Source organism: Candidatus Ulvibacter alkanivorans (genome assembly GCF_003333325.1).
Lineage (GTDB): Bacteria > Bacteroidota > Bacteroidia > Flavobacteriales > Flavobacteriaceae > Ulvibacter_A > Ulvibacter_A alkanivorans.
Genome location: NZ_QOLC01000003.1, coordinates 18,679 through 31,719, shown reverse-complemented (window position 1 = coordinate 31,719; position 13,041 = coordinate 18,679). Strand labels below are relative to the sequence as shown.

13 protein-coding genes are annotated in these 13,041 nt (G+C 41.1%); 5 read left to right on the top strand and 8 right to left on the bottom strand.

The window, feature by feature from the left end; genetic code table 11:
* Positions 1-82 precede the first annotated feature (82 nt).
* On the top strand, positions 83-751 hold the full coding sequence (locus DWA30_RS00310; protein ID WP_114490552.1) for a hypothetical protein: 669 nt from the start codon (positions 83-85) through the stop codon (positions 749-751).
* The gene (locus DWA30_RS00305; protein WP_114490551.1) at positions 748-1,482 is read left to right on the top strand and encodes a DUF3307 domain-containing protein; all 735 of its coding nucleotides are present in this window, start codon (positions 748-750) and stop codon (positions 1,480-1,482) included. The genes DWA30_RS00310 and DWA30_RS00305 overlap by 4 nt, the downstream gene beginning before the upstream one ends.
* Here DWA30_RS00305 and DWA30_RS00300 read toward each other — a convergent pair.
* Complete coding sequence (locus tag DWA30_RS00300; protein WP_114490550.1) at positions 1,459-1,866, bottom strand: glyoxalase; 408 nt, start codon at positions 1,864-1,866, stop codon at positions 1,459-1,461. The genes DWA30_RS00305 and DWA30_RS00300 overlap by 24 nt on opposite strands.
* 151 nt (positions 1,867-2,017) lie before the next feature.
* On the opposite strand from DWA30_RS00300, the gene DWA30_RS00295 reads away from it, so the two are divergent.
* The gene (locus DWA30_RS00295) at positions 2,018-3,379 is read left to right on the top strand and encodes an NAD-dependent succinate-semialdehyde dehydrogenase (RefSeq protein ID WP_114490549.1); all 1,362 of its coding nucleotides are present in this window, start codon (positions 2,018-2,020) and stop codon (positions 3,377-3,379) included.
* Positions 3,380-3,427: 48 nt separating this feature from the next.
* On the opposite strand, the gene DWA30_RS00290 is transcribed toward DWA30_RS00295, so the two are convergent.
* The 5 genes from DWA30_RS00290 to DWA30_RS00270 all read right to left on the bottom strand — a co-directional run bounded on the left by DWA30_RS00290 (position 3,428) and on the right by DWA30_RS00270 (position 10,131).
* Positions 3,428-6,517: a WD40/YVTN/BNR-like repeat-containing protein gene (locus DWA30_RS00290; protein WP_114490556.1), complete on the bottom strand. Its 3,090-nt coding sequence runs from the start codon at positions 6,515-6,517 to the stop codon at positions 3,428-3,430.
* A gap of 70 nt (positions 6,518-6,587) precedes the next feature.
* Complete coding sequence (locus DWA30_RS00285) at positions 6,588-7,340, bottom strand: outer membrane lipoprotein-sorting protein (RefSeq protein ID WP_114490548.1); 753 nt, start codon at positions 7,338-7,340, stop codon at positions 6,588-6,590.
* Positions 7,341-7,460: 120 nt separating this feature from the next.
* Complete coding sequence (locus tag DWA30_RS00280) at positions 7,461-8,537, bottom strand: endonuclease/exonuclease/phosphatase family protein (RefSeq protein ID WP_114490547.1); 1,077 nt, start codon at positions 8,535-8,537, stop codon at positions 7,461-7,463.
* A gap of 41 nt (positions 8,538-8,578) precedes the next feature.
* Positions 8,579-9,853 (bottom strand): mechanosensitive ion channel family protein, encoded by a 1,275-nt coding sequence (locus DWA30_RS00275; protein WP_114490546.1) that lies wholly within the window; start codon positions 9,851-9,853, stop codon positions 8,579-8,581.
* Positions 9,853-10,131: a DUF3817 domain-containing protein gene (locus tag DWA30_RS00270; protein ID WP_438829894.1), complete on the bottom strand. Its 279-nt coding sequence runs from the start codon at positions 10,129-10,131 to the stop codon at positions 9,853-9,855. The genes DWA30_RS00275 and DWA30_RS00270 overlap by 1 nt, the downstream gene beginning before the upstream one ends.
* A gap of 125 nt (positions 10,132-10,256) precedes the next feature.
* On the opposite strand from DWA30_RS00270, the gene DWA30_RS00265 reads away from it, so the two are divergent.
* Positions 10,257-11,183, top strand: coding sequence for a mechanosensitive ion channel family protein (locus DWA30_RS00265; protein ID WP_114490545.1), 927 nt, complete (start codon positions 10,257-10,259; stop codon positions 11,181-11,183).
* On the opposite strand, the gene DWA30_RS00260 is transcribed toward DWA30_RS00265, so the two are convergent.
* On the bottom strand, positions 11,180-11,794 hold the full coding sequence (locus DWA30_RS00260; RefSeq protein WP_317048319.1) for a M15 family metallopeptidase: 615 nt from the start codon (positions 11,792-11,794) through the stop codon (positions 11,180-11,182). The genes DWA30_RS00265 and DWA30_RS00260 overlap by 4 nt on opposite strands.
* 69 nt (positions 11,795-11,863) lie before the next feature.
* Here DWA30_RS00260 and DWA30_RS00255 point away from each other — a divergent pair, with 69 nt between their 5' ends.
* Positions 11,864-12,595 carry an SDR family oxidoreductase gene (locus DWA30_RS00255; protein ID WP_114490543.1) on the top strand — a complete coding sequence of 244 codons (732 nt, stop codon included), beginning with the start codon at positions 11,864-11,866 and terminating at the stop codon, positions 12,593-12,595.
* Between the two features lie 41 nt (positions 12,596-12,636).
* Here DWA30_RS00255 and DWA30_RS00250 read toward each other — a convergent pair whose 3' ends face one another.
* On the bottom strand, positions 12,637-13,008 hold the full coding sequence (locus DWA30_RS00250; RefSeq protein WP_136073112.1) for a hypothetical protein: 372 nt from the start codon (positions 13,006-13,008) through the stop codon (positions 12,637-12,639).
* Positions 13,009-13,041: the final 33 nt, after the last annotated feature.

The window sequence follows — 13,041 nt, the reverse complement described above, 5'->3', positions numbered from 1 at the left end:
TTATATTGTTGTTTTATTAGCTTTAAAACTAATATTAGTGTTTTATAAGTAATTAAGCTTATAGTCTTAAGTACCAATTATAATGAAGACAATTGCGGTTCTTAGTGGAGATTTAATTAATTCTTCGGAATATACACCGAAAACGCTTAAAGCGATCCTTGCCATTTTAAAGCGAGAATTGGAGCGTATAAAGGGTGCGTATGCCGATGAAGCGATGACCTTTTCAATGTATCGAGGCGATAGCTTTCAAGGCGTTATAGAAAACCCGGAATTAGCCCTACGTATTGCGTTGCAAATAAAATGTGCTATCAACAGCTATTCCGAAGAAAATGAGGGCGCTAAGAATAAAACCCCAAAAGCCGATATCCGCATTGCGATTGGAATAGGGGAGGCCGAGTACGATAAAAATGCTCTGGCAGAGAGTAATGGTCAGGCGTTCCAGTATTCAGGGCGTACGCTGGATGCTATGAAAGGGCAGGGCTTAAAAATGGCACTAACAACTCCAAACCCCGATCTTAACGACGAATTCAAGGTAAGTTGCGCTTTTCTAGATACAACCACCAATCGTTGGTCGGTCGCATCGGCAGAAGTGGTTTATTATCTGCTACAAAACTACAAAGAACAAGCTATTGCGAAAGCCGTAGAACGCAGTCAGGCAGCCATTAATCATCGCAAACAGGCTGCAGATTGGGATGCGATCAATTTACTGTTGCAGCGTTACGAAACAGTAGCCAAAAAACATTTTGTATGACGACAGAACTCGTATTAGCCCTTCAATTATTGCTTGCGCATACCTTAACCGATTTTGTGTTACAACCAAAATCACTCATTTTGCAAAAGCGTAGATTAAAGATCAGGTCTCCGTTTTTATATCTTCATTCACTACTGGCAGGACTGTTAACTTACTTAATTATTCACGATTGGTCCTTGTGGGGAGTTGCTATCATCATTACCGTAACTCATTTTGCCATCGATCTGTGGAAGTTAAGTCAAGCTTCCGATTCATTAGGATATTTCCTGCTGGATCAACTATTTCACGTATTGGTTTTATTAGGGGTGTGGCTGTACCTTACCAACAATTTTATGGAGATCATTCCTTTTATCGAAGCATTATTTACTTCGGAAACGGTATTGGTAATACTCATTGGTTATCTACTAGTGATCTTTCCGGTAGGCTTTATAATTGGCAAAGCAACACAGCGTTGGCAGGAAGAAATTGCGACCGAAGCCGGAGCATTTCCCAGTCTAGAAAAGGCCGGGCGCTACATTGGAATATTCGAGCGCATACTCGTGCTAACGTTTATACTTACCAATAACTTTGCGGCTATTGGCTTTCTTATTGCAGCCAAATCCATTTTGCGATTTAGCGATAAAGGAAAAGCGGACGCTCGTAAACAAACTGAATACGTTTTAATTGGTACGCTCATGAGTTTTGCACTCACGATTATTATCGGTTTCCTAATGCGCGTACTCGTAGGCTAAAAGTTGAATATTACTTTTTAGGCGCTCTTTTACAATATTCATCATTCGCTTGTTCAAAGCAGAAGAATTTTCAATGTACTGTTCGTATTCCTGCAAAGTAAACTGACCTATGACGATCCCTTTAAGGGAGTTTCTAAACTTCATATCCTTATGAATAGCGTTCTCGATATAATCTAACCGCTTTTCAATAGTAAGGTCGTAAAACACATTTTTGTGCTTTCGGATATAATTTTGAAATACAGCTAACAATAACTCGTTCTGGAGTTTGGCGATAGGACGTAAGGTCGCATTTTGAAAGATCTCCTCGGAAGACATGGTGTCATTAACAATCGCAGAAGGGATCGTGGGGCGTAGTTCTAAAAGAACTAAATCTCTGGTTTCCATAATAGCGTTTTAATAAAAATACAGTTTTGATCGGGCAGTTCTTTTCTGAAGCGTTCATAGTTATAAACGGCTTTTCAACAATTTTTGGCGTTAAAGTAGTCTTAACGGGCTCAATGTTTACAGGGCTTTTCAGTATTTTTAAAAGAAAAACATGGCCACCATAACTTCAATTAATCCATATACCGGGAATGAAATAAAGTCCTACAAATCGCATACGAAAAAAGAAATAGACGAAATTCTTAAGAAAGCAGACAATCGATTTCAATCGTGGCGCGAACGTTCTTTTAGTGAACGATCAAAGCTCATGTTGGCAGCAGCTTCCGAATTAAAAAAGAACAAACAATCCTATGCCGAGACCATGACTTCAGAAATGGGAAAGCCCATATCACAGTCGATCGCAGAGATCGAAAAATGTGCTTGGGTCTGTGAGTATTATGCCAACAATGCTGAAGCACATCTTAAAGACGAAATAACAAAAACCGATGCGCACCGTAGTTATGTGCGCTATGAACCAATGGGTGTAGTATTGGCGATAATGCCATGGAACTATCCGTTTTGGCAAGTCTTCCGTTTTGCAGCGCCCGCACTCATGGCGGGTAATATTGGGGTATTAAAGCATGCATCCAATGTTTTTGGAAATGCCTTGAACATAGAAAAGGTGTTTAAGCGTGCCGGCTTCCCAGATGGCTGTTTTACAACACTCTTAGTGGGAAGTGATGCCATCGAACCTATAATAGAAAACCCAATAATTAAAGCCGTTACACTTACAGGTAGTGGCCCGGCAGGAGCTGCTGTAGCAAAGACTGCGGGTAAAGCAATTAAGAAAACAGTGTTGGAACTGGGAGGCAATAACGCATTGATCGTATTGGCCGACTGCGATATGGAAGCTACTTTAGACACATGCGTACAAGCCCGTTTCCAAAATACCGGACAAAGTTGTATCGCCGGGAAACGGTTGCTAGTACAAGAATCTATTTCCGAAGAATTCATTGAACGACTCATAGTGAAAGTAAGAGAATTAAAGAGTGGTGACCCTACCGATAACGACACCTATATTGGCACCTTAGCTCGTGAAGACTTAGCTAAAGATCTAGAAGAACAAGTGAAACAGTCGGTAGAGCAAGGAGCAAGATTGCTGCTAGGAGGGAAGCGGCAGAACGCCTATTTTGAGCCTACATTGGTGAGTAAGATAACAACCAAGATGCCTATGTTTTACGAAGAGACATTTGGCCCTGCACTGGCTATCACTACGTTTAAAGATATTGATGAAGCCGTTGAACTTTCGAATAACTCTCGCTTCGGATTAGGTGTTTCCATTTTTTCCGAAGACATAGAAGCAGCCGAAAAATTATCCTATCGATTCAACGAAGGTGCTGTGTTTATCAATGAATTGGTGAAAAGTGATCCGCGTTTACCATTCGGCGGAGTCAAAGAAAGTGGTTATGGTCGTGAGCTTAGTAAACATGGTATTCGCGAGTTTATGAACCGAAAGACGATCTATATTAATAAATAAAAAAACCCCACAAAACGTGGGGTTTTTAAGGTTGTGCAGGACTAATTATTATTTTTCTAAGTACGCTTCTTTCGATTGGACGTTCGGGACTTCTACTTCATTCTTTTCAATGAATGACATAAATTTCTTTCCCTCTTTTTCCATAATAGCATCAAAACGTGCTTTCGCCTCATCAAATTCGGAAGCGATCAATTCGTAATTTAATTTGTGTGCCGCGGAAACGGCATCGTAGTTAGTAGCAACATTGGCGTACAGATCTCCCATTTCTTCGCGTAATTCAGGTTCTGCCGTAGCTACATAATTATCGCCGGTAGTCACGACAACATCCTTCCGAAGCGATTCTAAAGCGTCATAAAACTTGGCAGCCGTTTTTTTGCCTTTAGGGTGCTTATCTATTACCTGCTGTGCGGCTGCTTTATGCGTTTCGATCTTGTATACCATATAGGCAAATTCTTCCACCATATCATACAGCTTTTTGGTATACAATTGCTGTTCTTCACGTTCGGCTAATGTACTTAATGAATTTTCATCATACGTAAGGGTAATCTCATGTTCGTATGTTTCCTTTCCTTTCGTTAGTACGATTTTATACGTTCCTGCAGGCACTCTAGGCGCAGTAAATCCAGCGGTTGAAAGTGATTTTCCTTCTGCCATTATTGGCGCAAAGGTGTTAAAGTTCCAATAGACCACATTAATTCCCTTCGATTTTCCCGGAGCAAGGGTCGCAACCTTGTTTCCATCCATATCTTGCACCTCCATGGTCATTTTACCAAAGGTGTGACGCTTTTTAAGGTAATATACAATACGGGCATTCGTGTTTCTATTGGCGCCAACAAACTGAGTCTCGGTACCAAAACTGCTACTAAATCCGCTTTCCTCGGTCATCTCAAAAGGTTCTGTATCGAAAAAATGGACATCTTTAGCTAAGATTTCTTGATCGAGCTCGCGCAACGGACTAATATCATCGATAATGATCACACCGCGTCCGTGAGTTCCCATAACCAGATCGTTTGTTTGCTTCTGAAGGTCTATAAAATGAACTGCTACTTTAGGCATATTGTTCGTAAAATGAGACCAATTCTTTCCACCATCAATAGTCACATACAATCCAAATTCTGTTCCTAAAAACAAAAGGTCCTCATTTACATGATCCTCTTGAATATTGCGTACAAAGGCACGATCATCGATGTCGGGTGAGATGATCGATTTCCATGTTTTACCAAAATCGGTCGTCTTTAAAGCGTACGGTTTCATGTCTCCAGTTGTATGTCCATCGAAAACGGCATAAGCCGTTCCTTCGTTGTGTACACTGGCTTCAATATGATACACCCAAGTGTTTGCCGGAATTCCAACTAAGTTTGGGGTAACATTGTTCCAAGTACTTCCACCGTTAGTTGTTACTTGCACGTTGCCATCATCGGTACCTACCCAGATCACATTTTCATTTAAAGGTGATTCGGCAATTGTAAAAATTGTGGTGTGGTTCTCAGCACCACTGTTATCGACCGAAAGCCCACCCGATTTAGACTGGTCTTGCTTGTTGGGATCGTTGGTCGTGAGGTCCGGTGAGATAATTTCCCAACTATCGCCCATATCGTTAGAACGATGTAAAAACTGACTCCCCATGTAAAATCTATCGGGAGCATGATTGCTTACAGCCATAGGTGCGTTCCAATTAAAACGTAAATCCGGATCTCCTTTTTTGGGTAAAGGCTGTATGGTTTTTGTTCTATTCTTATCGACATCGTAGCGCCATACGTTTTGCGCGCCTTGCATTTCAGAATAGATGATATTCTTCGTTGGATGCTTTAAAACGCGGAAACCATCACCGATACCAACGCTATTCCAGTCGCGTGCGTTAACACCTCCGGGTGAGGAGGAGGGACCCCACCAAGAACCATTATCTTGAAGTCCGCCGTATACATTATACGGTTCTGCATCGTCAACACTTATATGATAGAATTGAGATAATGGTAGGTTTTCAACGATTTCGAAAGTGGTTCCACCGTTCCATGAGCGATAAACACCTCCATCGGTACCCGCATAGAGGATATCACTATTATTGATAGCAAAAGTAACATCGTGTATGTCACTGTGCATAGTACCAAGATTTTTAAAGGTTTTACCACCATCTCGACTTATAGAGCCGTATAGTCCTCCCTTTACAATTACGTTGGGATCGTTAGGATCGACCGTAATTCTCGAAAAATAGAATGGTCGAACGGTTAATCCAAAATCATTATTTAGATGTTCCCAGCTAGCACCTGCGTTCGTTGATTTCCACAACCCGTTTTTTGCCGGTTCTTCTGTTTCTAAGACCGCATATAAAATAGATGCATCACTAGGGGCAACAGCTATCGCAATTCTACCAAGATCGCCTGCCGGAAAGTTTGTATGGATCTTGTTCCAGGTTGCTCCGCTATCGGTAGATTTGTACAAGGCACTGTTGGGTCCGCCCGAAGTAAATCCCCATCCGGTGCGTCTAAACTCCCACATGGAGGCGTAGAGTATAGAAGGATCTTCGGGATCCATGATCACATCTGCTGCACCTGTAGAAGGGCCAACATATAATACCTTATTCCATGTTTTTCCACCATCGGTAGTTTTGTACACCCCGCGATCTTCACTATCACTCCATAAAGCTCCTAAAACGCCTACATAAATTTCGTTGGTGTTGTTTGGGTTGATCTCGATAGAAGCGATTCGTTCACTGTTTTCGAAGCCGGGAATTTCAATCCAATTGGCTCCGCCATCGACCGACTTATAAAGACCGTCACCTACAGACACCGAATTACGAGTCCAAGTTTCACCGGTACCCACCCAGATCACTTGATCGGGATTGCTTGGGTCTAGCGTCACTACGCCAATGGATTGTGCGTGGTCATCGAAAATTGGTGTAAAAGTAGCCCCGCCGTCATTCGACTTCCAAACACCGCCTCCGGCAGTTCCGGCATAGAGTATGCGTGCGTCGGTAGGGTGATTTTCAAGATCGTTTATGCGTCCACTCATTAAAGCCGGACCAATATGGCGTCCTTTCATATCGCCAAAGAGTTCTTTGCCTTTTAAGGCTATATCTTGTGCTTCCGAAGTAATGGGTAGCACAAAAGCAATAAGTAGCACGAGAAATACTTGTTTCATGATAATAAAGTTTGGTTGGTTTTTGGTAAAAAAAAATCCCTGAAAGAACAGGGATTGATTAAAAAAAAATTTAGTTCTTTTCAGGATACGCAAACATTGTTGCATCAATTTCAGGATTGATCTCGATGTCGGTAAATGTTATTTGCTGCCCTTGAGGAGCTCCTTGAATCTTTTCTAAGATAGAGAAGGCAAAATACAAACCGTCAACTTCTTGATAGTCGCTTAAAACCGTGACAGAAGTCATGCCTTTGGCGGGTCCGGAAGACATTTCGGTTTCTATTGCAATTGGAACAAAATTTTCTGTATCGAAGTAATAAAAAGCAATATCGTCCTGCTCTTTACCATCTACCAGTACCGGCTCTTTGATCAACTTGATCTTATACGTCTCTGTACCGTCCATAGTTTCGGTTCCTAATAGTTCTGCTGTGTACCCTTTGTCTTTGTAGTTTAAGAATGGATCCGGGAAGTCATTGATCTCATTTTTGTAATTTGCTGTAGATTCAGCGTCACTCTTTTCGGCAGCCATTGTCATTTGGTTGGTTCCCCAAAGGGTTTCACCGTCATACACGTTTTGATAAAATTGCTGTCCTTGGAATTCTGCCTTGATCATTCCCTTGCCGTCTTTAGTGCGGTATACTTCAATTGGAAGGCTCATTCCTCCTAGATCTACAGATCCGATGAATTTAACAGACTCAACACTTTCCCAAGCTTCGGCTCCTCCGGTGTTCGTCAAATAGTTTTCAATGATTTCGTCTGCAGTTTGTGCGGAAACCGGTGCTGCGATAAGCAGTAAAGCGATTGCCAACATTTTGAGTGTTTTCATGTTTCGATGTTTAAGTTAACGTGGTGTTGGTCTAAAGTTACAATATTTTGTTACAGATTTTAGCAACGAATTTTTTGTAAATTTTCTTTTAGTTGGTCGTACACCTCTATTGTTGTTAGATCACATATCTAGTTCTACACGTTGAATGCCTTCGGCTTGTTCTTTAGCGCGTTTCAATTGTTCTTCGGAAGGCGTAGGCGGTCGTTGTTCTTCTTTCTTTTCGGGTTCAAAGCTAAGGTGTGTATAGGTTGGAAAATGATCTGAATTTATTTCGGCACCCAATGAAATATCGGTTAGTCGGAATTCCGAAGAAATAAAAATATGATCTAACGGCCAACGTAGCAGAAAACTGTTTGCATTAAACGTGTTATAAAAACCACGCCCTTTTCGTACATCCAGCAATTCGCCTACATTTTCAAAGAGCGATGTGGTGGCCGACCACGCTACATCGTTAAAATCACCTAAAACGATCACAGGGTATTTCGATTCGCGGCTTAAGTTTGCAATCTTCATCATTTCGGCGTCTCGGTCTGAAGACGTTGGATTGTGCTGCGGCATAGGTGGTGTAGGATGTATGTTATATAGTTGAATAGTGTCGCCAGCAGCAATTACAAATTTTGTGTGAATGGAAGGAATGCTGTCGTCTACTAAATACTTCACCACCGGATCTATAAGCTCGAACTTTGAATATAGCAACATGCCATAGGTATTGTCTAACGGAACTTCTACGTTGTACTTGTAGGCTTCAGGTAAGCCCTCGCGTATTGCCTGTTGCCAACGCGTATTAGTTTCAACAAATAGCAATATATCTGCGTCTTTGGCGCGTAGATCATCTATCAATTTTTGTGTGTCCTTATTTTTTTGATACACATTGGCAGTGTACAATTTGATGGATTTTTCCGAAGCATTTATACTGCTTGGCAACACCTTATGCGGTGCAAAAGGCATATACGGATAGATCTTGGTAAACTGAAAAAGAAAACACCCGATCATAATAACCACGAAGAAATAATCCTTTGGTTGCTTGATGTCGAATCGCATAAAGAACACTACGATGGCCACAAAGGTTAGAATCGTGAGTTGTATATGTGGGAAATCGAACATACGAACCCACCAGTAATCTATGGCAATAATTGGGAGTAATGACAGAATAATGGCCAGAGCACCAAATAGTTGAAGGAGATTTTTAAAGGTCATGCTAGTGTTTGTTCTCTTTAAAGATACTCCTTTTTAACCTTTCACTCTACATTTGAGATGAGCTTATTAAGATCTTTGCTCGACGGACTTTCATACAGTTCGAGTCCGAAATAGGGGACCGCTGCTATTAAATGATCAAAAATATCGGCTTGAATGTGTTCGTAGTTTTCCCAGTTCTTATCGTAGCTAAAGCAAAACACCTCTATAGGAATACCTTTGTCGGTGGGTGCTAAATGGCGAACCATTAGGAATAGCTCTTTGTTAATGGCCGGATTTTCATGTAAGAATGCATCGGCATATTTTCGAAACACTCCTAAATTAGTTTGGTTCTTACCGTTAATGAGTAGGCTTTTATCGGCTTCAACCTGCTTATTGTACTTGGCCACATCACGTTCCCTATGCTCCAAATAAGGCTTTATGAGTTGTATTTTTTCTAGTGCTTTGATGTCTTCGTGCGTAAGGAACTTCACCGAGTTCTGTTTGATGAAAATGGCACGTTTAATTCGTCGTCCCTTAGACTCTTGCATGCCGCGCCAATTCTGAAAGGAATCGGCAATAAGACTATAGGTAGGAATCGTAGTAAAGGTGTTATCGAAGTTTTGCACCCGTACCGTGGCCAAATTGATCTCGGTAACATAGCCATCGGCTCCATATTTACTAAACGTGATCCAGTCTCCAATTCGTACGATGTCATTTACCGAAACTTGTATGCTCGCGACAAATCCTAAGATGGTATCTTTGAATATGAGTAAAACTATAGCCGACGCCGCTCCTAAGGTCGCCAAACTCGTGATAGAATAACCGGTAAGTAGATTAATAATCAGGAAGATGGCTACCCCCCAGGCAAACATCATAAGCACCTGCATATAGCTTTCTAGTGGCTTGTCTTGGAATTCTTCCTTGGTACGTAGAAAGTTTCTAGTACTGCGTAAAATACTTCTGAAAACGTAAACGGACAGAGCGATCAAGTATAAATCTATTCCTACTAACAACAATGATAGTAGCAGCGGGTACTCAATAAATAGGATAGGCAATAAATACCATACAATTGCCAGAGGAACGAAGTGCGCGATGTATTTTGGAAAATTACTCTGTACCAAGTGGTCATCGAAAGTAGAAACAGTCTTGTTGCTAAAGGCTTTAAACCCTTGAACAATCACTTTTCGTACAATGATATCGAGAAACGTTACCGCCACAATTACTAGCAAACAGTTAATCAGGGTATTAAGTGCTACGGCCAACCATTCCACCATACCAAGATTTACAAAGTATTCTTGTAGCAGGCAACTGTATTCTAAAAGTTTGTTTTCGTCCATTATAAGTACTTGCGTTCAACGTAAAAAGGACCAAACGGAACCACCGAGCACAACACGACAATGGCGAGCGTTTTCCAGTTCCAATGTAATTTTTGCGACATATAGACCGCCCCTGCAATGTAAAGGAGAAACAGTACCCCGTGTGCCATACCAACAATTTGAACCATTTGAGGCATTTCCCAAATGTACTTCAACGGCATCGCAATGCCTAATAATATAAGGAATGAAAGTGCTTCCAGAGTGCTTATAATCTTAAATGTCTTTACTGAAACGTCCACGGCTAAAATTTTGCTGCAAAGATACAGTAAGAAAAATAGCTGCATAAATTTTATGAATACTTTATATACAAACTGTTTCGACAGTAGCAGCCGAGTGCTTATATTTAAGGAATAAACAAATTTTCATGCCAATACAGCAACAATCGCCTTCCGATCAAATAGTTACTTCGGTAGAAAACTATTACGATCAATTTCTTACGGTATTACCACGAATTGCATTAGGTATTCTAATCATAATTTTGGGGATACTATTTGCACAGCTTATTACGAACTTCTATAAAAAACGTATTTTAAAAAGGGCAGAGGACCCACTTATGGCGCGTTTCTTGGCCCAAGCGATAAAGATCATTTTATCTTTAATAGCGATCATGCTGGCTTTGGAAGTGGCGGGTTTAAGCGGTATTGCGACAGGTATTCTTACCGCTGCCGGTGGAGCGGCCATCATACTGGGGTTTGCTTTTCAAGATATCGGTAAGAATTTTTTGGCCGGTATAATTTTAGCGTTCAATCGGCCCTTTCATATCAACGATACGATTAAGGTGGGCGATCTCTTCGGAAAGGTACGTGCCTTGAATTTTAGGTATACACACATTAAAACAAGCGATGGAAGAGATATTTATATTCCCAATAGTGATGTACTTACTAAGGCGGTAGAGAATTATACGGCCGATGGGTTCTATCGCGTTGACTTTGTAGTAGGTATAGGTTATGAGGACAATATTGAAGCTGCCAAGAAATTGATCATGGAGATCTTAGACAGTTCCCAAGATATTATTCGTGATGAAGTACATGAGAATTTCGTGATCGAAGACGAATTGGCGGCGAGTACCGTAAATCTAAAGGTGTTCTTTTGGGTAAACACAGTTGATTATCGTGTGTCTTCTCGAGTTTTTAGAGGAATAATCATAAAACGTGTAAAAGAAGGACTTAGTGATGCCGGCTTTAACTTACCTGCAGATATTACCGAACTTAAGATCTATGGCACCGAGGAAGATATTCCGTTAAAATTACGAAAGGACCCTCGTGATGTCGATAAAAAACTTCTCGATTAATTAGCACAAGGAAGTGGTGTGTTCAAGGTAGCGTATTGCCAGTTTTTCTGAAAGCTGAAGTGCCACCATTCGGTTCTTATGGTTTGAAAACCGAAAGCTCGCATGCCATCTATTAATAGTTTTCTGTTGGCTAACACTTCGGAAGGAAGATCGTTATTATCGATATGTGCTGCTCTTCCGAAGAAATCGTAATCGGTACCCATTTCTACATAACAGCCCTCTAAGGTAACCAAGGTTAAATCTATGGCTGCGCCGCGATTGTGAACGGAACCATTGCCATACGGGTTGGCCACATACGAAGGATTTGGAACTTTGGCCCACATTTTTTTCTGAACGTCTAAAGGGCGATAACAATCATAAAATTTAATTTTGTATCCCTTCTCACAAAAATAATTATTTGCTTGCACTAAGGCTTCAGCCACCTCGGGGCGTAACAAACATTTGGCACAATCGTACATGGCTTCGCCCATAAAATTATGGGTCGTTGCATACCGAATGTCGTATGCGAACTCATGCGACAAATTTGAGATGTCGATCAATTCTTTTTGAGAACCTTCCGAAGAAAAATTTAAAAAGAGGAGGGCAGTAAGCAAGTAGTAACAAGTTTTCACTGCATAAATTTAAGGATTAATTAATAAGATGTGGGTTCGTGACTTTGTAACTTTGAAAAAAACAGAACTATGAGCAATTTACAAGGAAAAACAGCATTAATAACCGGGGGGACAAAAGGAATAGGCTACGGTATCGCCGAAGCGTTACTGCAACAAGGAGTGAATGTAGCCGTTACGAGTAGAACACAAGAAGCAGCCAACGCAGCCGCGACTCGATTAAACAGCAAAGGAAACGATGCTGCAGTGGCAATTGGTATAGCAGCCGATGTGCGCAGTCTTGAAAGTCAGACAGCTGCTGCAAGTACAGTTCTAAAAGAATTTGGTACGATCGATATTGTCATTGCCAATGCAGGCTTGGGCCATTTTGGTTCGGTGGAAGATTTAAGTGAAACACAATGGAACGAAACGATCGATACCAACCTTACGGGACCCTTCTTTACAATAAAGGCCACCTTGGATCAACTTAAAAAATCCCAAGGCTATTACATAAGCATTTCTAGTTTGGCAGGTACCAACTTTTTTGCCGGGGGTGCGGCTTATAATGCTAGTAAATTTGGGCTTACCGGATTTACACAGGCCGTAATGTTAGATCTTCGGAAACACGGTATTAAAGTAAGTACCATTATGCCGGGATCGGTGGCTACGCATTTTAATAACAATGAACCGGACGACAGTGATGCTTGGAAAATACAGATTGAGGATATTGGGAAACTTGTAGTGGATCTGGTAACCATGCACCCACGTACCTTACCCAGTAAAATTGAGGTGCGACCTACGATTCCACCTAGCGCAAAAGGATAAGCGCGAATGTACGAAGTACACCAAATACTATATGGAAATGGCTAACTTTTAGGAACAATAAAACTCTCGGCCCAACTAACGGCGTCGTTTATATTCTCAAAAAAAGCAAAGCTGTGTTCAAAAAGTGTTTGTTCAAGTTGGGCTCGTTCTCTTTCTGCTTGGTTATTAGAAACCACAGCAAGCCCTTTTAGATTTTTTAGCCGTCTGTTCCTGTAGATATCTAAATCGATCTCATGTCTGTGTTTTCGATTGGTGATCAATACAAAATCGTTATTACCAAAATGATTTTTCATACGATGACGCAAATCGCTTGCGATCTTAAGATCCAAGGTCACATTCTCATACACTTCTAGTACAGCGTATTTTACTGAGTACCCCACTTTACATACCCCTTCTATAATTTCTTCTTTCATAGCTTTCATTGCTTGTATTAAAGATATGCTATT

Bases quoted from the DNA above. Each gene is read 5' to 3' on its own strand.
- DWA30_RS00265 (WP_114490545.1), top strand. From the start codon at position 10,257: ATGCCAATACAGCAACAATCGCCTTCCGATCAAATAGTTACTTCGGTA.
- DWA30_RS00290 (WP_114490556.1), bottom strand. From the start codon at position 6,517: ATGAAACAAGTATTTCTCGTGCTACTTATTGCTTTTGTGCTACCCATT.
- DWA30_RS00275 (WP_114490546.1), bottom strand. From the start codon at position 9,853: ATGGACGAAAACAAACTTTTAGAATACAGTTGCCTGCTACAAGAATAC.
- DWA30_RS00300 (WP_114490550.1), bottom strand. From the start codon at position 1,866: ATGGAAACCAGAGATTTAGTTCTTTTAGAACTACGCCCCACGATCCCT.
- DWA30_RS00295 (WP_114490549.1), top strand. From the start codon at position 2,018: ATGGCCACCATAACTTCAATTAATCCATATACCGGGAATGAAATAAAG.
- DWA30_RS00310 (WP_114490552.1), top strand. From the start codon at position 83: ATGAAGACAATTGCGGTTCTTAGTGGAGATTTAATTAATTCTTCGGAA.
- DWA30_RS00255 (WP_114490543.1), top strand. From the start codon at position 11,864: ATGAGCAATTTACAAGGAAAAACAGCATTAATAACCGGGGGGACAAAA.
- DWA30_RS00250 (WP_136073112.1), bottom strand. From the start codon at position 13,008: ATGAAAGAAGAAATTATAGAAGGGGTATGTAAAGTGGGGTACTCAGTA.
- DWA30_RS00305 (WP_114490551.1), top strand. From the start codon at position 748: ATGACGACAGAACTCGTATTAGCCCTTCAATTATTGCTTGCGCATACC.
- DWA30_RS00280 (WP_114490547.1), bottom strand. From the start codon at position 8,537: ATGACCTTTAAAAATCTCCTTCAACTATTTGGTGCTCTGGCCATTATT.
- DWA30_RS00285 (WP_114490548.1), bottom strand. From the start codon at position 7,340: ATGAAAACACTCAAAATGTTGGCAATCGCTTTACTGCTTATCGCAGCA.